This is a genomic window from Arthrobacter globiformis, from assembly GCF_003261175.1.
Lineage (GTDB): Bacteria > Actinomycetota > Actinomycetes > Actinomycetales > Micrococcaceae > Arthrobacter > Arthrobacter globiformis_A.
On sequence record NZ_QLNP01000083.1, the window covers coordinates 19260 to 45038 of the forward strand.

At 64.4% G+C, this 25779-nt stretch carries 22 protein-coding genes; 13 read left to right on the top strand and 9 right to left on the bottom strand.

Annotated elements, in window-relative coordinates; all coding sequences use genetic code 11:
- Window positions 1-430: 430 nt before the first annotated feature.
- Window positions 431-706, bottom strand: a complete 276-nt coding sequence (locus DBZ45_RS13065; protein WP_111904330.1) for a hypothetical protein — start codon at window positions 704-706, stop codon at window positions 431-433.
- A 412-nt stretch (window positions 707-1118) separates the two neighbouring features.
- Entirely contained in the window at window positions 1119-1817 is a 699-nt protein-coding gene (locus DBZ45_RS13070; protein WP_111904331.1) for a maleylpyruvate isomerase family mycothiol-dependent enzyme, read from the bottom strand.
- Window positions 1818-2142: 325 nt separating this feature from the next.
- Here DBZ45_RS13070 and DBZ45_RS13075 point away from each other — a divergent pair, with 325 nt between their 5' ends.
- Both DBZ45_RS13075 and DBZ45_RS13080 read left to right on the top strand, forming a co-directional pair.
- On the top strand, window positions 2143-3534 hold the full coding sequence (locus DBZ45_RS13075) for an MFS transporter (protein ID WP_111904332.1): 1392 nt from the start codon (window positions 2143-2145) through the stop codon (window positions 3532-3534).
- A gap of 150 nt (window positions 3535-3684) precedes the next feature.
- Window positions 3685-4605, top strand: a complete 921-nt coding sequence (locus tag DBZ45_RS13080; protein ID WP_111904333.1) for a LysR family transcriptional regulator — start codon at window positions 3685-3687, stop codon at window positions 4603-4605.
- 34 nt (window positions 4606-4639) lie between these two features.
- Here the strand turns inward: DBZ45_RS13080 and DBZ45_RS13085 are convergent, their stop codons facing one another.
- From DBZ45_RS13085 to benA, 5 genes are all read right to left on the bottom strand, one after another.
- Window positions 4640-7471, bottom strand: a complete 2832-nt coding sequence (locus DBZ45_RS13085; protein WP_111904350.1) for an AAA family ATPase — start codon at window positions 7469-7471, stop codon at window positions 4640-4642.
- Between the two features lie 61 nt (window positions 7472-7532).
- Window positions 7533-8360 carry a 1,6-dihydroxycyclohexa-2,4-diene-1-carboxylate dehydrogenase gene (locus tag DBZ45_RS13090; protein ID WP_111904334.1) on the bottom strand — a complete coding sequence of 276 codons (828 nt, stop codon included), beginning with the start codon at window positions 8358-8360 and terminating at the stop codon, window positions 7533-7535.
- Complete coding sequence (gene benC / locus DBZ45_RS13095) at window positions 8360-9934, bottom strand: benzoate 1,2-dioxygenase electron transfer component BenC (protein WP_111904335.1); 1575 nt, start codon at window positions 9932-9934, stop codon at window positions 8360-8362. Before benC ends, DBZ45_RS13090 begins: the two co-directional genes overlap by 1 nt.
- Before the next feature lie 135 nt (window positions 9935-10069).
- On the bottom strand, window positions 10070-10606 hold the full coding sequence (gene benB, locus DBZ45_RS13100; RefSeq protein WP_111904336.1) for a benzoate 1,2-dioxygenase small subunit: 537 nt from the start codon (window positions 10604-10606) through the stop codon (window positions 10070-10072).
- Window positions 10607-10643: 37 nt separating this feature from the next.
- A complete protein-coding gene (gene benA, locus DBZ45_RS13105; RefSeq protein WP_111904337.1) occupies window positions 10644-12026 on the bottom strand; it encodes a benzoate 1,2-dioxygenase large subunit in 1383 nt (460 codons plus the stop codon).
- Window positions 12027-12346: 320 nt separating this feature from the next.
- On the opposite strand from benA, the gene catA reads away from it, so the two are divergent.
- The 5 genes from catA to DBZ45_RS13130 all read left to right on the top strand — a co-directional run bounded on the left by catA (window position 12347) and on the right by DBZ45_RS13130 (window position 17009).
- Window positions 12347-13243: a catechol 1,2-dioxygenase gene (catA, locus tag DBZ45_RS13110; protein ID WP_111904338.1), complete on the top strand. Its 897-nt coding sequence runs from the start codon at window positions 12347-12349 to the stop codon at window positions 13241-13243.
- Window positions 13244-13371: 128 nt separating this feature from the next.
- Window positions 13372-14472: an enolase C-terminal domain-like protein gene (locus DBZ45_RS13115; RefSeq protein WP_111904339.1), complete on the top strand. Its 1101-nt coding sequence runs from the start codon at window positions 13372-13374 to the stop codon at window positions 14470-14472.
- Window positions 14473-14496: 24 nt separating this feature from the next.
- Window positions 14497-14775: a muconolactone Delta-isomerase gene (gene catC, locus DBZ45_RS13120; protein WP_111904340.1), complete on the top strand. Its 279-nt coding sequence runs from the start codon at window positions 14497-14499 to the stop codon at window positions 14773-14775.
- A gap of 101 nt (window positions 14776-14876) precedes the next feature.
- Window positions 14877-16187, top strand: a complete 1311-nt coding sequence (locus tag DBZ45_RS13125; RefSeq protein WP_111904341.1) for a benzoate/H(+) symporter BenE family transporter — start codon at window positions 14877-14879, stop codon at window positions 16185-16187.
- 189 nt (window positions 16188-16376) lie between these two features.
- Window positions 16377-17009 (top strand): DUF429 domain-containing protein, encoded by a 633-nt coding sequence (locus tag DBZ45_RS13130; RefSeq protein ID WP_317616961.1) that lies wholly within the window; start codon window positions 16377-16379, stop codon window positions 17007-17009.
- A gap of 218 nt (window positions 17010-17227) precedes the next feature.
- Here DBZ45_RS13130 and DBZ45_RS13135 read toward each other — a convergent pair whose 3' ends face one another.
- Window positions 17228-18589, bottom strand: a complete 1362-nt coding sequence (locus tag DBZ45_RS13135) for a formimidoylglutamate deiminase (RefSeq protein ID WP_111904342.1) — start codon at window positions 18587-18589, stop codon at window positions 17228-17230.
- Window positions 18586-19785, bottom strand: coding sequence for an allantoate amidohydrolase (locus tag DBZ45_RS13140; RefSeq protein WP_111904343.1), 1200 nt, complete (start codon window positions 19783-19785; stop codon window positions 18586-18588). Before DBZ45_RS13140 ends, DBZ45_RS13135 begins: the two co-directional genes overlap by 4 nt.
- A gap of 256 nt (window positions 19786-20041) precedes the next feature.
- On the opposite strand from DBZ45_RS13140, the gene DBZ45_RS13145 reads away from it, so the two are divergent.
- The 6 genes from DBZ45_RS13145 to DBZ45_RS13170 all read left to right on the top strand — a co-directional run.
- Complete coding sequence (locus DBZ45_RS13145) at window positions 20042-20728, top strand: IclR family transcriptional regulator (RefSeq protein ID WP_223257069.1); 687 nt, start codon at window positions 20042-20044, stop codon at window positions 20726-20728.
- Window positions 20725-21831, top strand: coding sequence for an ATP-binding cassette domain-containing protein (locus tag DBZ45_RS13150; protein ID WP_111904345.1), 1107 nt, complete (start codon window positions 20725-20727; stop codon window positions 21829-21831). The genes DBZ45_RS13145 and DBZ45_RS13150 overlap by 4 nt, the downstream gene beginning before the upstream one ends.
- On the top strand, window positions 21828-22478 hold the full coding sequence (locus tag DBZ45_RS13155) for an ABC transporter permease (protein ID WP_111904346.1): 651 nt from the start codon (window positions 21828-21830) through the stop codon (window positions 22476-22478). Before DBZ45_RS13150 ends, DBZ45_RS13155 begins: the two co-directional genes overlap by 4 nt.
- Window positions 22475-23200 (top strand): ABC transporter permease, encoded by a 726-nt coding sequence (locus DBZ45_RS13160; protein WP_223257070.1) that lies wholly within the window; start codon window positions 22475-22477, stop codon window positions 23198-23200. The genes DBZ45_RS13155 and DBZ45_RS13160 overlap by 4 nt, the downstream gene beginning before the upstream one ends.
- A gap of 82 nt (window positions 23201-23282) precedes the next feature.
- Window positions 23283-24191 (top strand): ABC transporter substrate-binding protein, encoded by a 909-nt coding sequence (locus DBZ45_RS13165; protein WP_111904347.1) that lies wholly within the window; start codon window positions 23283-23285, stop codon window positions 24189-24191.
- A gap of 26 nt (window positions 24192-24217) precedes the next feature.
- Window positions 24218-25779, top strand: a 1562-nt coding sequence (locus DBZ45_RS13170) for a urocanate hydratase (RefSeq protein ID WP_111904348.1), incomplete at its 3' end; no start/stop codon positions are given.

A 25779-nucleotide genomic window follows, 5' to 3' on the forward strand; every position in this document is an offset into this window, starting at 1 on the left:
GGCTTTTCCATGATGAAGCTCAGCACTGGGAGGTGTCCGAGGCCATCAGCTGGGTTAATGACATTCTGGTCCACGCCGCCGGCCGGAACTTCACCGTCGTTAGCGGCACCGAATTAACCCGGCTGGTCATGGTCAGCGGGCTGTAAGACCGCTCGGTCCGCGGGACGGGGCCCACGCTGCGCGCGCCTAGGACAGACACCTGGCTGGCCGGCAACTGCGACGGGGAAATGGACGGCAACGTGAAGCTCCCCGACAACGCTCCCATGCTCAATGACGCTGGCAAGCCCTCGTGTGGCTCAGGGGCCCTGCACATGGAACACCGTCCGACTCCGAAGTCAGCATTATAAAAGGAGGCCGACGACGACACGCAGTGTCGCCGTCGGCCTCCTTTCTACGCCGCACGGTGCCATCCACCAAAGACGCTGGGGCTTTAGGCTGCAGTCGGAAGCGTTACGTAGCTGCCCTCGACGAGGCCGGCGGCAACTGCGGGAGCGCCGGCCACCGCGACATAGCTTCCACGCGTGACGGGAGACATGTTTCGGCTGCCGGGGACGGTGACATAGGTGCCTTCGACACCGGCCGGGGCGCTGCCACCGGGCAGAGTTACATAGCTGCCGCCGCGCAGCGCGGGGCCAACGACAGTGGTGCCGGCAGCGGTCTTAGGGGCGGAATGGGTCGTTGCGGGGCGTTCGGCGAGCAAAGTCATGGGTACTCCTCGGGGTTCAGGATCAGGGCCAGTTCAGGTTCCAGTGCCGCTCAAGCAGAAGGGCGTTGCGGGTTGTGTCGCCTGCCCTGCCGGCCCGGGGATGTTCACCGGTGCGGTACTCGAGGGCTACTCTGGCCTACATCCAACTCTATCGCCTTATTGATAGCTACTCAAAATAACGTGGGTAGACTCACGCTGTGGTGGCAGGCCTGCTGGGGCAGCCAGGGGGTGAGCTCGTGCCTTCGGCGAGGAGCCGTCCGACTAGTTGCAGTGGTCGGCCAGTGCGACGACGAAGTGCCTGAACAGGATGCTCGGTTCGGGGTTACATGCCTTGGGAAAGGAAGTCATCGGACGGGTCTCCAAAGGAGGACTCAGAGAAGCTTCGCGGCTTCTGTCGCCCTTACTTGCCCCGCTACCAGGACGGCAACGTCGGTAGGGGGCCGCTAGCCTCCACATTGTCAAGAGCACCTCGAGCCAACCACTCGAGCAATCCTTCACGGTCCGACGAGACACGAAGAGCACCATCGCCAATCACCCACTCGTCGCGTTCCTCCGTCACCAGGGTCATTCCCGGTGCTCCCTTGGCGCGCATCGTGCGAACGGCAGCCTCAATGGCGTTAAGCACCGAGTCCGGGTCAGCCTCTTCGATAGTCCAGGCGGTGCCGAGGTCGTGATGGTGGACGACGACCTCTGCGATTCGCAACGCCACGATTGATGTCGCGGGGATCTGCTTACCGTGCAGGTGCACCTCCTCGACCGCGAGCCCCCCTCCCAGCCGCCGCGCCTGCTCCGCAAAGTATTGAGCGGACTCGCGCAGCATGCCAAGCAGTTCCTCACGAGGCAAATTGGCGAGGTCCGAAATTTCCTGGCCGCGCGCCTCCTTCGAGGCGTAGAGCTGCTGCTCTTCGCCAGTGAGCGCCCAGTTAATGAGCCGGACCAAGGCGCGGCCGTTCGAGGCGAGGTGGGCAATGACGTGGGCCCGCGTCCATCCCTCGCACAGGGAAGGGGCAGTCATTTCATCGGCGGACAGTGACTCGACGGTGGCCATTAGCATGTCGGTCTCCCTGCCGAGGCGGGACAGGTCCGAGTGCAGGCGTGCGGGGTTGATCATCTATTCACCCTATCGACCGGCACGGCGCGCCAACCAGCTGTCCACGCGTCTTATCCATACTGAATTCGTCCCGATTGGGACGGGTCGGGTACTTGTGGAAGCCGCATGCCCCCCAGGCCCTCAGGGTACGCCACCTCGCTCGTACTTTTATGCTGTGGCTGTCGTGCCCTTTTCATTGATATGGCCAATGTATAGATCACCCCCCGGCCCGAACCCGGGTATTTTCCTCATATGGCGCGCGTCACAGCCCTGCCACACTGGACGACGGGTGCCCCGGCGTACCCCTACCGCATTACTTCCATGCTCCGTCAGAGAGGACAGGCATATGGCAAAGTCGCCCACCGTCGTCGCCCAAAATCCGCGCACAGAGGCGCGCACTGCAAACTGGGTGGCGTTCGTCATCTGCGCCGCACTCTTATTCGATGGGTACGACCTCGTCGTGTACGGCACCGTCCTGCCGGGGCTGCTCGCCGACCCAACCCAGATTGGCGCCTTCGATGCCGCCGCAGCCGGCCTCCTGGGCTCGTGGGCACTTATTGGGGTGCTGGTCGGGTCGCTGATCTGCGGCGCAGTCGGCGACTTCTTTGGCCGCCGCCGGCCCATGCTTTTGGGTATCGCCTGGTTCTCGGTAGGCATGTTCATCACGGCGCTAACCACGACCGTAACGGCCTTCGGTGCCATGCGGTTCATAACCGGGGTGGGACTCGGCATTGTTCTTGCCAGCGCCGGTGCGACCATGGCGGAGTTCGCACCGGCGGGCAGGCGCCAGTTTTACAACGCTATCGTCTACTCGGGCATCCCGGCCGGTGGCGTCTTCGCTTCCATCATGGGCATCCTGTTCCTCAACAACATCGGTTGGCGAGGACTGTTCATGATCGGCGCCCTCCCCCTGGTCCTGCTCGTGCCCATCGCGTCGTTCAGGCTTCCCGAATCCCCGCGCTGGTTGCTGGCGCGCGGCCGCGAGGAGGAGGCTCAGGCAGCCGCCAGACGGACGGGCGTTCCGCTTATCGAAGAGCGGGTTATTCGGCAATTGGGTGCGGCCCCCCAGAAGGCCGGCTTCGCGGCTGTGTTCTCCAGCCAGTTCGCCCTGCCCTCGATCCTGTTGGGCATGATGTCTTTTTCCGGCCTGCTGCTGACCTACGGCTTGAACACGTGGCTGCCGAAGATCATGGAGGGTTACGGCTACGGGCGAACGTACGCCCTGTTCTTCCCGCTGGCGCTGAACCTCGGGGCTGTGGTGGGAGGCCTGCTGCTCTCACGTTTGGCCGATAAGCGCGGTCCACAGCGAGTCATAGCCTTCACCTTCGTCGTGGCCACCATCTCCTTGGTTCTGATGACCTTTGGTTTCCCGCTGCCCGTGCTGTTCCTGTGCATCGCCATCGCCGGACTAGGTACGCTGGGCACCCAGGTGCTGGTTTACGGGTTCCAGTCCAACTACTACACCACCAATGCCCGGGCTGCCGGCGTCGCATGGTGCGCAAGCGTAGGCCGCTGCGGCGGCATACTGGGACCGATCATCGGTGGCTGGCTGGCTGTTGCAGGCATCGGAGGGGCTACCGCGTTCTACATCTTTGGTGGCGTGGCCCTGGTGGGGGCCGTCGTGACGGTTCTGGTTCCCCACCAGCGGAAGCTGGAAGAGGCCGAGCACAGAGTCGGGGAGATGACCGAGCACCCATCAAAAGACCACCTCGCCGCTACTTCCACAACCCGTCGCTGACCGCACCGCCCGGCAGCTCCCGCCCGGGTGCGCGACCCACACCGCTATTGGGTCTGACGCATGTACTAGTCGTCCATTTTATGGTTACTCTGTGAATCAATGGTGTTCGGTCCTGGACCGGATACACCGGGCGGAGGGAAGGCACCCACAATGGAGATACGGCAGCTGAACTACTTCATCGCTGTAGCGGAGGAGCGCCACTTTGGCCGTGCCGCTGAACGCCTCCACATGGCTCAGCCGCCCTTGTCGCAGCAAATCCGCCAGCTGGAGGAGCAATTGGGGGTGCGCCTGTTTAACCGCACTACCCGTAGGGTCGAGCTTACGGCGGCTGGGCAGGAGCTGCTGACCCGGGGGCGGCAGATTGTCAACGCCGTCGGAACGCTCCGGGCGGACGTGTACCAGGTCGGACAGGGTGCTGCCGGGGTGCTGCGCGTGGGCTTCTCCGGCTCGGCGACCTATGGGGTTATGCCCCCGATCGTCCGCCGCGCCAAGCAGGAACTCCCGGGACTGTCGCTCACCCTGCATGGCGAGATGCTGACTCCTGCAATGGAGGAAGGGCTACGGGATGGCACCCTCGATGCGGCGCTGTTGCGTCCACCCGTCGCCTCGCAAGAGATTGACTACCACGTGGTGACGCGTGAGCCGCTAATCGTGGCGCTGCCCTCCTTCAGTCCCCTTGCGGTGGACCGGCCAGTGTCGGTGCGCGAACTACAAGACCAAGCGTTCATTGCCTATCCACCGGATTCTGTTCTCTACCGGACCACCGCAGGCATTTGCCGGAAGGCCGGTTTCCAGCCGCGCATCACCCAAGTGATCAGTGAGACCTCCACGATGCTCTCCCTGGTGGCCGCCGGTGGTGGTGTAGCCATCATTCCCGCAAGCATCCGTGCCCTCCAGCTTGAGGGCGTGGTCTATCGCGACATTGACGAAGCCCCCGAAGTTGAACTGGCCGTCGCTTGGCGGCGTGAGGACCGATCCGCGCTGCTCCACAATTTTCTCGGCGTCGTCCGCGCCGCCACGACAGGACTTCCCAGTATTCATGTTCCTTCCCCTCCCGCAACAACGCGATAAACGATAGGGCCGCCATGGACATGAGGAGACGTCCTCAGTCCGCAGCCCGGAACCGTGCCGCCAGTTCACTCCGGGAGCGGATCCCCAGCTTCCCGTAGATGCGCGTCAGGTGGTACTGCACGGTCTTCTCGGCCAGAAACAGGCTACGGGCTGCCTCCTTGTTGGTGGCGCCGGCGGCCACCAGCTCGGCCACTGCCTGCTCTTGGGCGGTGAGCTGGACCTGCGGCCGGGCCACGGCGGCGAGCACGGCGTCAGAAGGGTCGGGCAGGTTGCCGGCATCAAGCCCCGTGGCCTTCAGCTCCCGGTCGCATCTGTCCACATACGTGACGGCGCCCAGGGAATCGTAGAGATCCCTTGCCACGCGAAGCACCGAGGATGCCAGGCGTCTTTTGCCGGCCCGTCGCATGCTCTGCCCGAAGGCAAAGCTCACCCTTGCGCGCAGGTACGGCCGGTTAAGCCCGCGCAAGTGTCCCAGTGCCGCCTCGAAGTGCTCCCGGGCCGTGTCGGGATCACCTTGGGCGGCGACGAGGCGGCCCCTTGCCCACGCCATTCGTGCCAGGTCTGAGGGTACTGCCCGCTCCCGCCGCACCTGCTCGAAGGCTGTGAGGAACTTGTCGGCGAGGTCAAGCTGGTCTGTCATGACCAGGGCGTTGACGTAGGTATCTTGCCAGGGCCAGAAGGACACCCGATCCTCTGTCCAAGGGTCCAGCTCCGTCAGGGGCTGCAGTACGGCCAGAGCGCTTTCGTAGTCAGCGCGTGCTTCATGGAAACGCGCCCGGGCGAGACTGGCCGGTACCTGCATGGCGCGGTAGGTGCCCGGCTGCACGGCCGCTTGGGAGACGTAGTATCGCGCCCGGTCCCAATCCCCGCGCATGGACCACAGCTCAGCGGCGGTCCAGTACAACAAAGGGCGGATCAGCGGCATCCTCGAGGTCTCGAGCCGCACCGAAGCGCGGGCAACCGTGGCGGCGGCCGCATCCCAGTTACCGAGCACGAGGTGGGTGCGGGCCAACCACGCTTCGGCCCACAGGGAGATCCGCAATGATCCGCCCCGGAATTCAGTCGGTGCAGCGGCTTCGAAGTTTACAAGCGCCGTCTCGGCGTCGTCCAGGCGCAGGGCCAGCCAGCCGGCACCCATCTGCACACGCTGCTTCTGGGCATTCTCGGAGGCGTGCTCGAAGGCCCTGCGGTAGGAACCCTCTGCTTCGGACAGCCTGCCCTGGGCGTAAAGGCCCAGCCCGTAGATGGCCTCAGATTCGATGTGGGCCGGGGTGCCTGGTTTCGTGAGGGTCATTGCCTGCTCCGCCCAACGGGTGATGAGCCGGCCATCCCACGACGCCACCCCGTGGAGAACCAGGCGTTGGGCCACCTGCGCGGCGTCCACCGGATCCCGCTCCGGGTTGCTCGTTCTCCAAGCCATTTCCAACTGGGTTTGGGCACTGTGGTTCTGTCCCGACGCCGTGGAGAGGTAGCCGAGCACGGAGGAGCGCAGCGGTGAGGGCGCCATGGCGTCTACTGCCGCGGCCCACATCTGCGCCTGGGCCATGTTGCCGGAACCCACGAGGGCGTCGATTGCTCTAAGGAGCCGATCATTCATGGTGCGGGGGTCCGCGGAGAGCCTTGACGCGGAGAACAGCGCGGTCGAGACATCGCGCCAGGCTCCCACGAGTGCCTGTTGGCGGGCGTACTCTTCCAGCTCCGCGGCCAATTCTTCGTCAGCGCCTGGTGTCGCGGACACGCGGTGCTCCAGACGATCGCCCTCAAGCTGCACGGTTTGCGCAGCCCGTCGGTGCAGCTCAATGCGCCGGGAGGGGACGATCTGCTCATAGACGGACTCTGTGATGCCAGCCTCAAAGAATGTCACTACCGAGCGTGACTGTTCCACTGAAAGGCCCAGCAGTCCGGCTCGATGGCCCTCGTCGAGTGCATCCATGACTGATGCGACTCCGCTGACGGAGGTTACCTCAGCTATGCCAGCGCTGCTTCTTAGCACAGACGCGGCCTCCGCCACGGCGACCAGCTCCGGAGACGCGGCGTGGAGGAGGCTCCGCACCCGTCCGCGCACGCGGGAACTCGGCGGTAGGGACGAAAACCACGTCTGCCAGGTTTCCGGCGGAAGCTCAGCCAGGAGTTCCACAATCGACTGGGGCAAACCACCGGTATGCTGCACTACGCCGTGGGCCGCCGTCGCGCTCATGTCGATGCCGAACCGGCGCCGGGCGAGCTCCTGAACCTGCTCTGGTGACAGTGGTTCCAGCGGAAGGCGGGAAACCTGATGTCCGGTGAGGAAGGCGAGCACGCCAGCGGGTACGAGCTGTGCTTGAGTGGGGTCGAGAGTGACGACGAAAAGGATTCTCTTGTCGCGGAGCCGTCGCATAACGAACACGAGGACGTGCAGGCTTTCTGCATCCAGGTGCTGGATGTCGTCGACGGCTACGACCACGGTCCCGTGCGATTGAAGCCCTTCGAGGTGCGCGTTAAGAGTCGAGGCGTAGTTGGCCACTTGGGCAGGGCGGAGAGCGCCGGCCAGGTCCGCGGCCGGCGCCGCGGCTCGATCATGGTCCTTCGCCGAGCGCAGCGGCGGGGTGACCATGAGCTGGGAGTAGCCAGCGAGGGGGAACTGCGCCTCCCACTCGTCGCCGGTAGCGGACAGCACCCGCACACCGCGTGCCACGGCGCGGCAGCGCTCCAGGAAGAGATCCAGCACAGCAGTCTTGCCGGATCCCTGTGGGCCGCTGAGCACCACTGAACGTACGGTCCCCTTGCGCACGGTCCGCAGCGTCTCCAGCAACTCCTCGAAGACCTCAGCCCTGCCGAGGAGCTCCAGATCTTCCTCGCTGTCGCCGTGGTGGGGGCCAGGGATCATGCTGGCAAGCTTACTCGAGCGCGCCATTTGCCCCCGCCAGCGAGTTTCCGTCACGGCATACTCAACCGAGGTCTCCGCCTGCCACCGGGAGGATGCTGCCCGTCACATACGACGCCTCGTCGGATGCCATGAACACGATCGGCGCAGCCTGTTCGTCCAGGGTGCCGTATCGCTTCAAAAGGGAGGACTCCACGGTCTGATCCACGATGGTCTGGTACCACGCCTTTTCGGCCGCCGACTGCGCTTCCGGTCCCCGCTTGACTTTTCTGGGCGGGGCTTCGGTGCCACCGGGGGCGGTAGCGACAACGCGGATACCGTGCGCGGCGACCTCCATGGCCAAGGACTGGGTAAGGGCGTTGACGCCACCCTTCGCCGCCGCGTAGGGGACGCGGTGCATCCCGCGCGTGGCGACTGAGGAGACGTTGACGATGGTGCCCGACCCCTGCTCGATCATTGCCGGAAGTACGGCGCGGCAGGACCACAGGGTCGGGAAGAGTGAACGGCGGATCTCCCGCTCGATCTTCTCCTCGTCGTACTCTTCGTAGGGGCGGGCCCAGATGGTTCCCCCAACGTTGTTAACGAGAACGTCAACCATGCCGTGAAGATCCAGCGCCGCACTCACGGCCTGTTGTGCGCCCGTGAAGGTTTCCAGGTCCGCGGTCACGGCGACGGCGGACCCTCCGGTTCCTGACCTCTTCGCGGCTTCCTGGATCTCCCGGGCGACCTCGTGAACGATGTCGGCGCGGTCCACAAGGACCACCGCGCCCCCTTCGGCCCCGATCCGCTCGGCGACCTTTTGGCCGATACCTTGGGCTGAACCCGTTACCACCGCCACCTTGCCGGCGAAGCGGCCGGGCGTGACGAACTGCCCAGCGTATGTCGTAACCATCAGGAGACTTTGTCTTTGGCGTCGATAGCGCGGGACATGGTGCGCTTGGCGTCACGGGCGTGAGCCATAATGACTTCCCGGGCGCGCTCCTTGTCCTGGTGCTCGAATGCGGCCACGACTTCGAGGTGGTCCTGGGCGACCCGCTCGAAGATTTCCGTGCCCTCCACGAAGGTAGCTGCCATCTGGGCATGGACGTCGAGCAGTCGGTATGACTCCAGCAGCATCGGGTTGTCGCAGACCGTGAAGAGGTACTCGTGGAACTCTTCGTTGGTCCTTACGTACTGTTCCGGGTCGAGGACACTGCCCAAGTCGACGGCGCGTGTGGTCGCTTCGGCGAGGCGGCGGAACTGGTTCAGCTGCTCCTCGCTAAGGCGGCCCACCATGAGTTCGGTCACTGCAAGTTCAAGGCCCATGCGGGCCTCCAGATGGGCGAAGCTGTCCTCCTTGCGGAACTCAAGCCGGCCGGTCTCCAGTGAAGAAATGGCCTGGACGCGACTGACCGCGTCTCCCTCGGTCTCCAGCTTCTCCACCGGGGCCGGCGCACCTGTCTCGGTGTCCCCTCCGGTGGTCTCCTTTGGGGCGAAACGCTCGAAATAGAAGTTGGCGGGCTGAATGTCCTCCGTGTCCAGCCACTTGGAAACGGCGTTCACCATGGGCGGCGGACCGCACAGGTAAATGTCGACATCACCGTTGTTCAGGTGGGACGGCTGAATGATCTGTGTGACATATCCCGTGTGCGGGGCGGAGGTACCGGCCTCGGAGGCGATGTAGTCCCAGGTGAAACTCGGCAGCTTTGCTTCGTAAGTGCGCAGCCAGTCGAGCCCGACGATGTCGGCTTCACGGGAGACGCCGTAAATCAGGTGGACCGCGGTGGCCGGCGGGTTCTCGGAGAGCTTTTCCAGGATTGACAGGAGGGGCGCAAGCCCGGTGCCGCCTGCAAGCAAAAGGAGGGGCCGCTTTGGTTCGCGGAGGAAGAATGAGCCGTAGGGGCCGGTGAACTCGATAGTGTCCCCAACTGCGGCCCGGTCACGCAGGTACTCAGACATGGCGCCCTGCGGGGTTATGCGCACCATGAAGGACGCGTCCTCCACTTCGGGGCCGTTGCTGAAGGAGTACGAGCGCTCGGCGTCGGTGCCCGGGACCTTGATGTTGACGTATTGGCCGGGCAGGAACGCCAGAGCGTCCCGGTTCTGCACGTCCAGGGCGAAGGAGATTGTGGACTCCGAGTGCTTGTCGAGCTCTTTAAGGGTGGAGGTGAACGTGACTGCAGAGGTCTTGGCGGATTCCGAAGTGGCCGGGATCTGGATGGCGAGGTCCGTCTCCGGGACTGCCTGGCAGGTAAGCAGGTAGCCCTTTTCGAGCTCCTCCTCGGTCATCGCGTCGTCGATGAAGTCCCCGGGGTCGAAGGAGCCTGAGTCGCAAAAAGCCTTACACGTGCCGCAGGCACCGTCACGGCAGTCCGACGGGATGTTGATGCGCGCCTTGTACGCCGCGTCCATGACAGTCTCATAGTCACCGACCTTGATGACCTTGGTGACGCCATCCTCGAAGCTGAGGGCTACCTGATGGCCCATGTTTCCTCCTGTGGGGTCGCGCCTTCGCGACCCGAATAAGTAGTGCGTGCGAATGTTTCGTGTGAGCGGAGATGTAACGGCTGGATGCTCTTGAGCGTGACCGGCCGCGCAAACCACGGCCGACGCCGGATTCCGTCAGATCATGTAGACATCCACCACATGGTGGATGTAGTCGTTCTTCAGTACGACCTTCTTCTTCAGGATCATGGGCCCGTTGCCCGAGAGATCGATGGTGTAGTAGCTCGTGCCGAAATATGTGTCGCTGGTGTTGTAGCGGAAGTACAGGGTGAACCAGTTGAAACGGACCTTCACCTGGTCGCCGTCGTGCTCCAGAACCTCGACGTCAGTGATGTTGTGCCCCGTACGGGGCTCCGGCAGGGACGTGGCGGAGGAACGGTCGGTCTTGATCCGGAACACCCGGTCCTCGATGCCGCCACGGTTTTCGTAGTAGATCAGCGAGATCTCGTTCTGGGGATCCTCAGTGAGCTGGTCGTCGACGTCCCATGCCGGCATCCAGAATTCGGAGTCCGGGTGATAGCACTGGAGCCATTCGTCGAACTGGCGGTCGTCCAGCAAGCGGGCTTCCCTATAGAGGAAGGCGCGCACGGTCTCGAGGGTCGCGATTTCCTCCGAGCTTTTCAGCGCGGGCAAGGGGTTAAGTACGTTGACCATTTATGTGTGCAATCTCTCTGTGAGTCGGGGCGCTTGGTCAGACAGTGACGGACACGGTTTCGTTGGTTGAGGCTTCCGTCTCCGTGAGAGCCTTGTCCATAACTTCCTTCCAGTACCCGTGCTGGATCGGGTAGAGCCCCTCGTCCTCAGTGCGAACGCCAGAGGCAATTACCCGCGTCATGCCCAGCGCCGTAGCCTGTTCGTCAGGGCCGGCGATCTCGTGGGTGGAGCCGCGCGTCATATCGTTCCACGGCGCCGACGTGGCCCAGTACGTCTTGTTGCAGGAGCGGAACTCTTCGAGGTCGTCCGGCGTGGCCATGCCGGTCGCGTTGAAGAAGTCCTCGTACTGGCGAATGCGCTTAGAGCGGTTCTCCCGGGACTCCCCCTTGGGGGCAATGCAGTAGATCGTGACTTCGGTCTGGTCAGCGGAGATTGGCCGGAAGTGGCGGATTTGCGAGGAGAACTGGTCCATGATGTAGACGTTGGGGTACAGGCAAAGGTTGCGCGAGATGTTGATCATGAAGTTAGCCATCTCCTCGCCGTACTTCTCGACCAGCTCGTCGCGGCGGTCCCACAGCGGACGGTCCTGGGGGTTGGTCCACTCCTGCCACAGCAGCAGGTGTCCGTGATCGTATGAATAGAAGCCGCCTTTGACCTTCCCCCATTTGCCTGCGTCCATGGCTTTGGTCTTGTTGGCGGAATCGCCGGCGCTGCGGCGGGCGGTGGTCGCGGCGTAGTTCCAGTGCACGGCGGTGACATGGTAGCCGTCGGCGCCGTTTTCTGCCTGCACCTTCCAGTTGCCGTCGTATGTGTAAGTGGAAGACCCGCGCAGTACTTCGAGCCCCTCCGGGGACTGGTCCACGATTGAGTCGATCACCTTAGTCGCGTCACCCAGGTGTTCCTCGAGCGGGAGGACGTCTGCATTCAAGGAGCCGAACAGGAAACCGCGGTACGAGTCAAAGCGGGCGACCTTGGTGAGGTCGTGCGAGCCCTCCTTGTTGAAGGTCTCCGGATATCCGGCATTGCGGGAGTCCTTAACCTTCAGCAGCTCACCTGAGTTCTTGAACGTCCAGCCGTGGAACGGGCAGGTGAACGTGGTTCTGTTGTCGGTTTTGCGGCGGCACAGCATCGCGCCCCGGTGCGAGCAAGCATTGACGATGCAGTTGATCTTCTCGTCCTTGTCCCGGGTGATCATCACCGGGGTCCGCCCAATAGAGGTAGTGAAGTAGTCGCCCACGTTGGGAACCTGGGACTCATGCGCGAGGTAGACCCAGTTGCCCTCGAAGATGTGCTTCATCTCGAGTTCGAATATTTCCTGGTCAGTGAAAATTTCGCGTTTTGCCCGGATGACACCGTTCTCACGATCATCGATCACGGCGTCGGCAAGGACCTCACGGACACGGGTCAGGTTCTCGGTCATCACGTGCTCCTTCTTCGGAGATTGGGGGCGGGCGAGCAGCGTCCGGGGGGAACAACGTTTCTGCCCATTGAGGAAAAGGTATGTGAGCCATTCTTGCCCAGCGTGATCGCTTTCACATCAGGCAAAACCCTAGGTTCGACCAAGGGTGCTTTTATGTACGTTTAGATACCGAAAGCCGCCCTAATAGATACTTGTTTCGTCCTTATCCTGCACCTAACCTGAGATGGACGTCACGTGAAGCCGATGGCCCCACGGGCCCAGCCTGTGCCCGGCACGTCGCGGCGGGATAGGAGCCCCTCCTGTCCCGGATTCAAGGATGAATGGAGATCACCATGACTGATACTCAGGCGGACATCCGCAAAGAGAATGAGGGTACTGCCGTAGAGGCCGGCTCAAAGGCCACCGAGCGCTTCGCCGCCTCGGGCAAGATCGCCGGCCTGGGCGTATCCAAGGAGCGCGTGAGCCTGCTCGCCGGAGCCCTGATCAAGGCTGCTAATGACATCGTCGTTGAGCACCAAGTCACCTATGAGGAGTACAACGCGCTCAAGGCCTGGCTGATCAAGGTCGGCACCGATGGGGAATGGCCGCTGTTCCTCGACGTGTGGCTCGAACACACAGTGGAGGACGTCAACTCCCAAGAACGCCCTGGTACCCGGGGCACCATCGAGGGCCCCTACTACGTGCCGAACTCGCCGGCGCTCGAGTCCCCCGCCACGGTAGAAATGCGTGAGGGCGAAGAGGGTACTCCCCTGCGCTTCAGCGGCCACTTCACCGACACTGACGGCAACCCGATCCAGGGTGCACAGCTGGAAATTTGGCATGCGGACGCGGCCGGGTTCTACTCCCAGTACGCTCCCGGGCTCCCGGAGTGGCTCTTCCGCGCCACCGTGAAGGCTGACAGCGATGGCCAATTCGTGCTCCACACCATGCGCCCGGCCCCCTACCAGATCCCGACCGACGGAGCCTGCGGGCAGCTGATCAGTGCTGCTGGGTGGCACGCGTGGCGCCCCGCCCACATACACATCAAGGTCTCCGCGCCCGGATACCAGCCGGTGACTCAGCAGCTTTACTTCCCCGGAGACCCGCACAACGCCGATGACATCGCTTCGGCGGTCAAGCCTGAACTGATGCTTGACCCCAAGCCGCGCACCGATGGCGGGGCCGGAGAGGAAGCCGTTTACGACTACGTCCTCGCCAAGGTTGGCCAGTCCAAGTAGCGGACTCCCCCGCATGCCTTGGCCAGGGCGGCCACGGCCAATGAAGCGTCCCGGAGCAAAGGCTCTGGGCGTTTCTCACCTCTTCCGCCACCACGCTCGCCTCGTCTGACCCGAAAGGAAACGCGCCGTTGAAAATCGAACGGATTGAAGTGATTCCCTACTCGATCCCCTACACGCATCCCCTGAAGTTCGCCAGCGGCGAGGTGGCGAATGCTGACCATGTACTGGTGCGCCTGTACACGGACGACGGCGTCGTGGGAGTTGCAGACGCACCTCCCCGCCCATATACCTACGGGGAGACGCAGGAGTCGATCGGAACGATCATCGAGAAGACCTTTGCCCCGCAGCTGATCGGCCTCGAGATATTGGACCGCGAGCAGATCCAGGCGGTACTGCGCCGCACCATTCACAATCAGGTCGCGAAGGGTGCCGTTGACATTGCAGTGTGGGACGCGATCGGCAAGACACTCGGCACTCCGGTGCATAAGCTGCTCGGAGGGTACACGGACCATATGCGGGTCAGCCATATGCTCGGCTTCCGGCCCGCGCAGGAACTCCTCGACGAAGCCTTGGGCTTTGGAGAGGAATACGGCATCACCACCTTCAAACTGAAGGTGGGCCGCAGGCCGCTGTCACTGGACGTGGAGGCTTGCCGCGTGCTGCGCGAGGGGTTGGGTGACGATGTGGAGATCTACCTGGACGCGAACCGCGGATGGACCGCAAACGAAGCCCTTGAGGTGCTGCGGCGGACCGAGGGATTGGGACTGACCCTGCTCGAGGAGCCCTGTGACGCAAAGGAAGCAATGAGTCGCCGCCGCCTGGTCGACAAATCCCCAATTCCGGTAGTGGGCGACGAATCCGTCCCCACGGCCGGCGATGCGTCACGGGAACTGCTCTCCGGCGGCTGCAATGCCATCTGCATCAAGACCGCGCGCTCTGGCTTCACGGAGGCCACGGAGATCCTCGGGCTCTGCACCGGGCTCGGCGTGGACGTGACCATGGGCAACCAGATCGACACACAGGTTGGCTCGCTTGCGACCATCGCCTTCGGTGCCGCCCACGAGGCCACCAGCCGCCGCGCTGGCGAACTGTCAAACTTCCTCGACATGGCCGACGACCTGCTGGCCGACCCTCTCCGAATCATCGGTGGCACGATTTCGGTGCGCGATCTGCCCGGGGTCGGAGCCGAAATCGACGACGACAAGCTCGCTACCTACAGGCTGTCCTAGCCCCGACCACAAAGGAGAAAAGTAGTGTTGTTTTTGGCCCGGATGGACGTGCAGTTCCCATCGCATCTCTCCCCCGAGGACGTTACCCGCATGCAGGGGTTGGAGAAGGAGTACTCCCAGGCGCTGCAACAGGAAGGCCGTCTTGCCTCAATCTGGCGGGTGGTCGGCGAGTACGCAAACTATTCGGTCTTCGACGTCGGATCCAACGACGAGCTGCAGCAGATCCTCAGCGGCTTCCCGATGTACCCCTACATGAAAATCAAGGTCACACCGCTGGCCAAACATCCCAACTCGATTCACTAACGCATCTTAGCCGGATCTTCAGGGGCTCTTGACATTGCATGAACCTGCTCCCCTAATGCTTTGCCATCCTTCCGCACCCGTCATCGCCTCAGGAGCAAACGATGCCCCACCCCTCGAAGGCCCAGTCCACGACTGACAAGGCAGGACCAGGCCTTAACCACGGAGCCCAACCGCTCTTCGAGCGGCCCGGGGCCCGTCCGGCTGGGGTACGCGACTTTCTGCGGGACATCGGCCCACATTACGCCTCGAACGGGGTCGTCGGACTGGCGTTTTCCGCCTCCGGTCCGATCGCAGTCACCCTTGCCGTCGGGTCCCTTGGCGGACTGACACAGGCCCAGCTCGCGTCGTGGGTCTTCGCCATTTTCCTCTCGGCAGGCGCGGCGACCCTGCTCATGTCAATGATCTATCGCCAGCCACTGGGCTTCGCCTGGTCCATTCCGGGGACGGTCCTGCTGGGGCCCTCCCTGCAGCACCTGTCCTTCCCGGAAGTGGTCGGGGCGTTTTTCTCCGCCGGCGTGCTGATCCTCGCCCTGGGTGCCACCGGCGTAGTGCGCCCAAGCATGGCCGCGATTCCCGTGCCGATTGTCATGGCCATGGTTGCAGCCGTGTTCCTCCGGTTTGGGACGGACATCGTCTCCTCCACCCGGACCGACCCCGCCGTGGCGGCACCGATGGTGGTGGCATTTCTCCTGCTGGCCGCCGTGCCCGCCCTGGGCAGGCATCTCCCTCCGGTACTCGGCGCCCTGGCGGTGGGCGTCGTCGCCGTCGCGCTCAGCGGCCGGTTCACCATTAAGGAGGGCGGCCCGATCCTCGCCGCCCCTGTGTTTACTGTTCCCGAGTTCACTTGGGCCGCCCAACTGGAGCTGGTGATACCCTTGGCGCTCACGGTACTGGTTGTGCAGAACGGGCAGGGTGCGGCTGTCCTCCGGACCGCGGGCCATCACCCTCCGATCACCGTCTTCGCGGTGAGTTCGGGCCTGTTCTCCCTGCTCAATGCGGCATTCGGCGCCGTCTCCGCCTGTGTCACCGGGCCGACCAACGCATTACTGGCCTCCTCCGGGCAGAAAAAACGCCAGTACACCGCAGCGGTGGTCTACGGTCTGCTGTCCCTGGTCTGCGCCCTGCTGGCCCCCACACTCACCCGCTTCATGCTCGCCACCCCCGATGCATTCATTCTGGCCTTGGGCGGCATCGCAATGCTGCGGGCCCTCCAGCAGGCTTTCATCACCGCCTTCGCCACGAACTTCACCCTGGGATCACTGGTAACTTTTGTTGTCACGGTTTCCGGTCTGGACCTCTTCAACATCCATGCCGCGTTCTGGGGAGTGGTCATCGGCTACGGCGCATCCCGCCTGCTCGAGCGCCAGGACCACGCTACAACTGATGCCGCTGTGCCTGGGCCGAAGGATTAGATGTCGCACATATTGGTCGTCATGCAGGCCATCAGGATCTTGGGGCGCGACGTCGCCCTGGTACCGCGCTTCTCGAAACTCCAGGTCCGCCCGTGAGCGCCCGGAAGAGCCTCGACGTCTTCCTCCGCGGGCAGCGGATCGGTGAGCTGCGAGGTCGTCCCCGTCCGCGAAACCTTCGAGAGTGACAGCGTGAAGACTCTGGGGATCGACCTGGCCGCTGATCCGAAGAGAACGGCTGCTGCGATCATTGAGTGGCGCGACGGGCAGGCGCGGCTTGTCCACTTGTCTCTCGGCGTCACGGACGAAACCGTCGTCGAGCTTTTCCGAGACTCCGATGTGACCGGCATCGACTGTCCTCTTGGCTGGCCGGCGCCCTTCCTCTCATTCCTCCTCGGTCATTCCCGGGAGGAACCCGGTGCCGTCCTCTGTCATGACGGGTTGGCGGGGCGCCGTGAGCTTGCCTACCGGACCAGCGACCGATTCGTCACTGGCAGAACGGGCCTGATCCCGTTGAGCGTGTCGGCGGACCGGTTGGCGCATCCGGCCATGCGCTGCGCCGTCATCCAGGCCAAAATAGCCCGGGCCTGCGGCGTTCAGCCCAGGGACGGCACGGGACATCTTGTCGAGGTCTACCCTGCCGCTTCCTTGAAGATATGGGGCATCTCGGCCCGCCGGTACAAGGGCCGAGGGACACCTGAGTCCGAAGTCCGCAACAACATTCTGGGCCAGCTCACCGCCGCGGCACCCTGGCTGGACCTTGATACCTACCGCGACCAGCGACCGCCTCGGACGATCTACTCGATTCCGTCATCGCATCACTGACAGCCCGCGCCACCGCACTCCAAGCGACCCTGCTCCCCGACCCAGACCAGAGCCTTGCAGCGCGTGAAGAGGGCTGGATCCACCTGCCAACCCGGCCGCTCACCGAGCTGAACAATCAGGGTCAACGGGGCTGCTTATGACAGGCAGCGAACCACTGCCCGCATGATGCCGTCGCTCAGCGTGTCGATGACAACTACCTGCGGAACTAGAAAATGGGCTTACGAGAAATTCATAAGGGCCTCGGTGACGAGGCCGCCCGGCTCTCCCAGGCGTAGGTGGGACCCGTTGGACGCCACCATTTCGCCGTTTATTACCACGTCGGTGACGTCGCTGGCCGTCGCGCTGAATGGGAACTGCTGCGCCTGCGATCCCGCGGTGCGAACCGAATCCGGTGCCACGGCCATCAGGTCACATACGGCGCCGGTCCGGAGGGCCGCCGGCATGACCGGCGTGGCCATGGCGGCCGCCGCCCCGCCCGTGGCCGCGGCCAGCAGTTCCCCTGGCGTGAATCTGCCACGTTGGCCGGAGCGAAGCCGCTCGCCGTGTTCCAGTGCGCGCATCTCGGTCCAGGGGTCGATCACGGCGTGCTGATCAGTTCCGAGCGCAATGTTCGCTCCGGCGTCGGACAATGCCCGGGCGGGCCCGATGCCGTCTGCGAGATCCGCCTCGGTACTCGGGCACATCACCACTGTGGAACCGGCCTCGCCAAGCAGCCGGATATCCTCCGGCGTTAGGTGCGTGGCGTGGACTGCGGACAGGCGCCGGGTGAGCAGTCCGTGCCGTGCCAGCAGACCCGCCGGGGTGACCCCGTATGCCCGCTGGCAGGCGTCGTTCTCCGCGGGCTGTTCGCTGAGGTGGATGTGAAGGGGAATGTCGGCAGGGAGATGTTCGGCGACAGTCTTGAGTTCCTGCTCGGGAACGCCCCGCACAGAATGCAGCGCGGCTCCCACGCTGACCATTTCCGCGGGAAAGGCGCGGCTCACTTCGGCCCGAAGCGAGCTGAGTCTTTCCAGCCACCGGTGGGCGTCGGCGTCGCCGAACCGGACCTGTTCTGCGCTGAGCGGTGCGGCGACGCCGTCCGCTTTCACGCCGCCGGCCAGATACAGGGTGTCCAGCAGGGTCAGCCTGATGCCGGCCGCTGTTGCCGCCCGGGCCAGCGCCAGTTCCATCGCATGGCGCTCGGCATATGGGCGGCCGTCCGGCTGATGGTGGACGTAATGGAACTCCGCCACGCTGCTGAAGCCGGCCACCACCATTTCTGCGAAGACCGCCGTGGCAAGCTTTTCGTACTTTTCCGGGGTCAGTTCGCCGGCACTGCGATACATCTGCTCCCGCCAAACCCAGAAGTCGCCGCGCCCGTCATGTGTGCGGCCGCGGAGAATCCTGTGGAAGGCGTGGGAATGGGCATTGGCGGCAGCCGGGAAGACGACGCCTTTCAGCACCGGGTCACCCGGTGCAGCGTTGACGCCGGACGTGATGCCTGCAATCCGTCCATCGTGCGTTTCCAGCCGCACGCCGGTGGCGACCGTTGGCCCGCCGTCGGCCTCTATCAGTGCCGCCTCGCACCAAAACCGGTTCACAGCAGGCCCTCCAAAACATCAGCCAACGCGACAGCACCGGCGTTCGCGTCCTCGTCCGCAACATACTCCTCAGGGGAGTGCGATATGCCGCTGGGATTGCGGACAAACAGCATTGCGGACGGAACGTGCGCCGAGAGCACCCCCGCGTCATGGCCCGCGCCGGTGGCCAGCACGGGTGCATCGGGGAGGATTCCGCTGATCCGCCGGCTCAGTCCGGGGTCGAAATGCACGGTGTCACTGTAGGACTCCTCGGTGAGGGATACAGAGCATCCTTCACCGGCCGCAATGTGGCGGGCGGTGCCGTGAATGGATTCGATCAGGCGGGCGGTGACGGCGTCGTCGGGATGACGTGCATCCAGCCACATGTCCACCCGGGAGGCAATGACGTTGGTTCCGCCCGGCACCGGCATCAGGCGCCCGACGGTGGCACGCGCATCGGGCTGCGCCGCGGCGGTGTCGCGGACCGCAACGATGATCTGTGCAGCCGCGACCATCGGGTCCGCACGGTCCGCCATCAGGGTGGTCCCGGCGTGGTTGCCCTGGCCGCTGATGCTCAGCTTCCAGCGTCCGTGCCCGAGTATGGAACTTCCGACGGCGATGGCCGGGCCGTGCGCCCCGAGCCCCTTGCCCTGCTCGACGTGGAGTTCCACGAAGTCACCGATCCGCGCGAGGGCCTGGGCGTCAGGGCCCAGATGGCTGGGGTCAAGGCCGTTGGTCCGCGCCACGTCGGCGAAGGTGTTGCCGTCGCCGTCACGCAGGTTCCGGGCCTTATCGACGGCGATGGCGCCCGCGAGAAGCCGGGAGCCGAGGCAGGCCACGCCGAAGCGTGAGCCTTCCTCCTCCGGGAACACCGTGATGGCCAGGGACCGCGCCGGCACTGTTCCGCGCGCTTTGAGAATGTCGACCGCGGCCAGTGCCGAGGCAACGCCGAGAGGGCCGTCGAAGGCCCCTCCTCCCGGCACGGAATCAAGGTGGCTGCCCGTGACCAGGGCACCCTCCTGGGGCTTGCCCCACCATGCCCAGATGATGCCGTTGCGGTCGGTCTCCACGGAAAGGCCGCGCTGGAGTGCCTGTTCGATGAACCATGCCCTCAGGTCGAGCTCGGCGGTCGAATAGACAGCGCGGGAATAGCCTCCGCGAACCGCGTCCCGGCCCACGCCCTTGATCGAGTCAAGGAGCTGATTGACGGTTTCCACAGTGAACCTCCGGTAGTAGGGACTGCCACCAAGTAAAAACTAGATTCCACTGGATGACAAGGGTTTCAGGGCTCGCCCGGAACAGTTAACCGCCCTGCAACACGGCGGAAACACGCCGTTGCCACAGGGCGTAACACTCATCAGCCCGGTCGAAAACCTGCGTAATTTTGGCTCAAGGGGTTGCCATCAAATGAAAGTAGGTTTTTACTTAGTGGCAAGACATAGTGATTCGGACCACTTGAAAGCGGGTCAGACAGTGGCTGCAGATTCTTCGACACGCACGGTGGAGAGGGCGCTGGCGCTGCTCAGCGCCGTGTGTACTGACGGCTCCATCACCCTCAGCGACGCCGCACGTGTTGTTGACCTGTCCGCCAGCACAGCACTTCGCCTCCTCCGCACTCTGGAGGGCGCCGGCTTTGTATCGAGGGACCCGGGCGGGAACTTCCGCCCCGGCGCCAGTGTCATCCAGCTGGGCGCGCTGGCATTGAGCCAGGAATCACTGGTCTCGATCTGCACCCCGCACATGAAGCGGCTGGTGGCCGAAACGGGTGAGTCCTGCTATCTGAGCATTCCCGGTCCTGGGGACACCGGAATCTACATAGCAATAGTCGAAGGTACCCGCTCGGTCCGGCATGCCAGCTGGGTCGGTCGGAGCATACCGCTGGACGGATCTGCTGCCGGCCAGGTCCTGAACGGCCACCAGCCCGAGCGCGGCTTCGCCATCGTGCGCAGCGGAGTGGAAGACGACATCACAGCCGTCGCCGCTCCCATCGTGATCGGCGGCCGCACTGTTGCCGCGCTGAGCATCGTCGTACCCAGCTACCGGCTGGACGAAGCCAAGGCTCTGAAGATTGGCGAGGAACTGGTGAAGGTCGCTGGCAATGTCCTCACCGAGCCCTCCGGAAACCATGAAATGCCCCAGGAAAGCATGGAAGAGAAATGATCAAGTTTGAAAATGTCACCAAGACCTATCCTGACGGAACAGTCGCCGTCGACGGGCTGAACCTTGAAGCGCCGACCGGGAAACTAACAATCCTGGTTGGTCCGTCCGGCTGTGGCAAGACCACCTCCCTGCGGATGATCAACCGCCTGATTGAACCGACCAGCGGAACCATCTACCTGGACGACCAGCCCACCTCCGGCATGGATGCAGCGTTGCTCCGCCGCCGGATCGGCTATGTCATCCAGCACGCCGGCCTGTTCCCGCACCGCACCATCGTGGACAATGTGGCAACCATGCCGGTGCTGCTTGGGGAGGGCAGGCAAAAAGCCCGCACGAAGGCTCTCGAACTGATGGAGCGGGTGGGCCTGCCGGCGAACTTTGCCAACCGCTACCCCTGGCAGCTCTCGGGCGGCCAGCAGCAGCGTGTTGGAGTAGCCCGCGCGCTGGCCTCGGATCCGGCCTTCATGCTGATGGATGAACCGTTCAGTGCCGTGGACCCCGTGGTCCGCGCACAGTTGCAGGACGAGTTCCTCCGCCTGCAGCGCGAAATCGGCAAGACCATCATCATGGTCACCCACGACATCGACGAGGCCCTCAAGCTGGGCGACCAGGTGGCTGTGATGCGCGTCGGCGGAAAGCTGGCCCAGATGGCCACGCCGTCGGAGCTCCTGACCGCCCCCGCCGATGAATTCGTGGCCGACTTCGTTGGCCGGGACCGCGGCTACCGTTCCCTGGGGTTCGCCAATGCCGCCGGCACTGTCTCGGTCAGCGAAGAACCCGTGGTTCACCTCGGAGCCTCCGCCGCGGAAGCGCAGGCAAAGGCATCCGGCGCGTGGGTGCTGGTCCTCGACGGCGCACGGAAGCCGCTGGGCTGGGCACAGCCCGAGCTGATCGGCAGTGAACTGAAGACAGAACACCTGAACCTTAGCGGGACGTCAGCGTCAGCCTCCGGAACCATGCGGCAACTGCTCGACGCGGCACTGTCCTCGCCCAGCCGCCGCGGCGTCGTCGTCAATGACCACGGTGAGCTCATCGGCACGGTCACTGCCAGCGACATCGTCAGGGCCATCGAGGCCGAACCGCACCTGGAGACGGCCCGATGAACCTCGAATGGCTGGGCCGCCAGTTCGACAACATTGTCTTCCTCCTCGGCTGGCACGTGCTGCTGGCCGTCACCCCGCTTGTCTTGGGCCTGCTGATTGCACTGCCCCTGGGCTGGTGGGCTCACCGCAGCCGCCGCATCTACCCCCTTTTGGTAGGGGTAGCGGGCCTGCTCTACACCGTCCCCTCCTTGGCGCTGTTCGTGTTGCTGCCGCTGGTCCTGGGCACCAAGATCCTGGACCCGCTTAACATCGTGGCCGCACTGACCATTTATACGGTGGCGCTGCTGGTCCGCGTAGTGGCAGACGCCCTGGAGTCCGTTCCCGAAGACACCGTCCAGGCGGCGAAGGCGATGGGCTACCGCGGCTACCAGAGCCTGCTGAAGGTGGAGCTCCCCGTGGGCGTCCCCGTGATCTCCGCCGGCCTCCGCGTGGCAGCCGTTTCCAACGTCAGCCTGGTGTCCGTGGCCGCACTGCTGGGCATCCCCCAGCTCGGCTCCCTCTTCACCCAAGGCTTCCAGCTGCGGTTCTTCACCCCGATCGTTGCCGGCATCATCCTCTGTGTGGTCCTGGCCATGGTCCTGGACGGGCTGATCATTCTTCTCAACCGGTGGCTGACACCGTGGACCCCCAAGGTGGTGGCATCGTGAACTACTTGTTCGACCCCGCGCACTGGACCGGTGCAGACGGCATTCCCAGCCTGATCGGCGAGCACCTCCTGTACTCGCTCATCGCCCTCGCAATAGCAGCCGTCATCGCCGTTCCGCTCGGTGTGTACATCGGCGTCACAGGCAAGGGCGTCTTCATGATTGCCGGCCTGGCCAACGCCCTCCGTGCCCTTCCCAGCGTGGGCCTGCTCATTCTGCTGGTCCTGATGATCTCCCCCGCCTTCCCATCCAAGATGGGCTACATCCTCCCGAGCCTCATCGTCCTGGTGCTCCTCGCGGTGCCGCCCATCCTGACCAACACCTACGCCGGAATCCGGGCAGTGGATGCCGCCGCCGTCGACGCCGCCAAAGGCATGGGCTTCCGCACCATGAAGATCCTCACGGATGTCCAGCTTCCCTGCTCGCTTCCGCTGGTGCTGTCCGGCGTCCGCAGCGCACTGCTGCAGATCATCTCGACGGCGACCATCGCGGCGTACATTTCGCTCGGCGGCCTCGGCCGCCTGCTGATCGACGGCAAGGCGCAAAACGACTACGGCCAGATGGTGGCCGGTGCCGTGCTGGTGGCCCTGATGGCCTTGTTCTTCGACCAGCTGCTCGCCTTCGTCACCCGCCGGGTGGTCTCCCCAGGGCTGACCCGGCGGAACCTCAAGACCGCCCCACCGGCCTTGGCGGCGGACGTCCCACCGGCCCCCATCACGGTCTGAACCACCGCCGGCATCCCCCACGTATTAATCCACCCCAGCTGGCCGCTGCATGCCCCGCGCCAGCCTCCCAGAGAGCATTGACATGAAAAAGTACCTGACCGGTTTCACCGTCGCGGCCGTGGCCGCCCTCGCCCTCAGCGCCTGCGGCGGGGACCCCATGAGCACTTCCAACACCCAGGCCGCAGGCTCGGGCGACAGCATCATCGTGGGCTCCGCGGACTTCCCGGAAAGCCAGCTGATCGCCAAGATCTACGCCGTAGCCCTCAAGGCCAAGGGTGTCCAAGTGACAGAAAAGCCCAGCATCGGCAGCCGCGAGGTCACAATCCCTGCGCTCAAGGACGGCTCGATCGACCTCATGCCCGAATACGGCGGGGCCCTCCTGCAGTATCTCGACCCGAAGACAAAGGCAGTAACCTCCGAGGAAGTCACCAAGGAACTGGGCGCCAAGATTCCTGCCGGACTGACCCAGTTGACAGCATCCAAGGCACAGGACAAGGACGTGCTGGCGGTCAAAAAAGAAACTGCCGACAAGTACAACCTCAAGTCCATCAGCGACCTCAAGCCTGCGGCCAAGGAGCTCGTCCTGGGCGGACCGCCGGAGTGGAAGACACGCGTCAACGGTGTTGCCGGCCTGAAGTCCGTCTACGGTCTGGAATTCAAGGAATTCTCGGCGCTCGACGCCGGCGGTCCGCTGACGCTGAACGCCCTCCTTTCCGGCCAGGTACAGGTTGCCGACCTCTTCAGCACCGACCCGGCGCTGGCGACCAACAACCTGATTGCGCTGGAGGACGACAAGAACCTGTTCCTTTCCGAGAACATCGTCCCGGTCATCAACGCGAAGAAGTCCACGGACACGGTCAAGGAGGTCCTGGACAAGGTCTCGGCAGCGCTCACCACCGAAGACCTGATCGACATGAACGGCCGCACGGCGAAGTTCGAGGACGTCGGAGAGATCGCCAAGGACTGGCTCAAGTCCAAGAACCTGGCCTAGGCCGCGCCGGATATTAGGAGTACACAATGACAGCCGATTTCACCACCGGTGCCCGCCCGGTCAAAGCAGCCCGCGGCACCGAGCTCACCGCCAAGTCCTGGCAGACCGAGGCGCCGCTGCGCATGCTCATGAACAACCTCGATCCCGAGGTCGCCGAACGCCCGGATGACCTGGTGGTCTACGGCGGTACCGGCCGGGCGGTGCGCTCGTGGGCCGCGTTCGATGCCATCACCCACACCCTGGAAACCATGGAGAAGGACGAGACCCTGCTGGTCCAGTCCGGCAAGCCGGTGGGTGTTTTCCGCACCAACGAGTGGGCGCCGCGGGTGCTTTTGGCCAACTCCAACCTCGTGGGCGACTGGGCCACGTGGCCCGAGTTCCGCCGGCTCGAGGCCGAGGGCCTGATGATGTACGGGCAGATGACGGCCGGGTCCTGGATCTACATCGGCACGCAGGGCATCCTGCAGGGCACGTTCGAAACCTTCGCCGCGATCGCCCGGAAGCTCACCGGGGACAGCAACGGCACGCTCGCCGGCACCCTGACGCTGACCGGCGGCTGCGGCGGCATGGGCGGCGCCCAGCCCCTCGCCGTCACCCTGAACGAGGGCGCCTGCCTGATCATCGACGTCGACGAGACCCGCCTGCGCCGCCGGGCCGGCAAGCGCTACCTGGACGAGGTGGAGACCGACCTCGACGCCGCGATCGCCAAGGTCCTCAAGGCCAAGGAGGAGCGCCGCGGCTGGTCCGTGGGCTATGTGGGCAACGCCGCCGAGGTCTTCCCCGAACTCCTTCGCCGGCACAAGGCCGGTGAGCTGACCATCGACATCGTCACCGACCAGACCTCCGCCCACGACCCCCTGTCCTACCTGCCCGAAGGCATCTCCGTGGACGAATGGCACCGCGAAGCCGAGGCTGACCCGGAGGGCTTCACCAAAAAGGCCCAGGCATCGATGGCCCGCCACGTCCAGGCCATGGTCGAGTTCCAGGACGCCGGCGCCGAGGTGTTCGACTACGGAAACTCCATCCGCGACGAGGCCCGCAAGGGCGGGTACAGCCGGGCCTTCGAATTCCCCGGCTTCGTCCCGGCCTACATCCGCCCGCTGTTCTGCGAGGGCCTGGGCCCGTTCCGCTGGGTCGCCCTCTCCGGTGACCCCGAGGACATCGCCGTCACCGACAAAGCCATCAAGGAGCTCTTCCCGCAGAACCAGCACCTGCACCGCTGGATCGACGCCGCCGCCGAGCGCGTCGAATTCGAAGGCCTGCCGGCCCGCATTTGCTGGCTGGGCTACGGCGAACGCGCCAAGGCCGGGCTGCTCTTCAACCAACTGGTCAAGGAAGGCAAGGTCAAGGCCCCCATCGTGATCGGCCGCGACCACCTGGACTCCGGCTCCGTTGCCTCACCGTACCGGGAGACCGAAGCCATGGCCGACGGCTCGGACGCGATCGCCGACTGGCCCATGCTCAACGCCCTCCTCAACACCGCCTCCGGCGCCACCTGGGTCTCCCTCCACCACGGCGGCGGAGTAGGCATCGGCCGCTCCATCCACGCCGGCCAGGTCTCCGTTGCCGACGGCACCGATCTCGCCGC

What these genes read in the sequence shown, in the direction of transcription:
- DBZ45_RS13080 (WP_111904333.1), top strand. Translation starts at nt 3,685, where the DNA reads ATGGAGATACGGCAGCTGAACTACTTCATCGCTGTAGCGGAGGAGCGC.
- DBZ45_RS13085 (WP_111904350.1), bottom strand. Translation starts at nt 7,471, where the DNA reads ATGATCCCTGGCCCCCACCACGGCGACAGCGAGGAAGATCTGGAGCTC.
- DBZ45_RS13165 (WP_111904347.1), top strand. Translation starts at nt 23,283, where the DNA reads ATGAAAAAGTACCTGACCGGTTTCACCGTCGCGGCCGTGGCCGCCCTC.
- benA (WP_111904337.1), bottom strand. Translation starts at nt 12,026, where the DNA reads ATGACCGAGAACCTGACCCGTGTCCGTGAGGTCCTTGCCGACGCCGTG.
- DBZ45_RS13150 (WP_111904345.1), top strand. Translation starts at nt 20,725, where the DNA reads ATGATCAAGTTTGAAAATGTCACCAAGACCTATCCTGACGGAACAGTC.
- benC (WP_111904335.1), bottom strand. Translation starts at nt 9,934, where the DNA reads ATGGGCCATCAGGTAGCCCTCAGCTTCGAGGATGGCGTCACCAAGGTC.
- DBZ45_RS13155 (WP_111904346.1), top strand. Translation starts at nt 21,828, where the DNA reads ATGAACCTCGAATGGCTGGGCCGCCAGTTCGACAACATTGTCTTCCTC.
- benB (WP_111904336.1), bottom strand. Translation starts at nt 10,606, where the DNA reads ATGGTCAACGTACTTAACCCCTTGCCCGCGCTGAAAAGCTCGGAGGAA.
- DBZ45_RS13090 (WP_111904334.1), bottom strand. Translation starts at nt 8,360, where the DNA reads ATGGTTACGACATACGCTGGGCAGTTCGTCACGCCCGGCCGCTTCGCC.
- DBZ45_RS13075 (WP_111904332.1), top strand. Translation starts at nt 2,143, where the DNA reads ATGGCAAAGTCGCCCACCGTCGTCGCCCAAAATCCGCGCACAGAGGCG.
- DBZ45_RS13065 (WP_111904330.1), bottom strand. Translation starts at nt 706, where the DNA reads ATGACTTTGCTCGCCGAACGCCCCGCAACGACCCATTCCGCCCCTAAG.
- DBZ45_RS13070 (WP_111904331.1), bottom strand. Translation starts at nt 1,817, where the DNA reads ATGATCAACCCCGCACGCCTGCACTCGGACCTGTCCCGCCTCGGCAGG.
- catA (WP_111904338.1), top strand. Translation starts at nt 12,347, where the DNA reads ATGGAGATCACCATGACTGATACTCAGGCGGACATCCGCAAAGAGAAT.
- DBZ45_RS13125 (WP_111904341.1), top strand. Translation starts at nt 14,877, where the DNA reads ATGCCCCACCCCTCGAAGGCCCAGTCCACGACTGACAAGGCAGGACCA.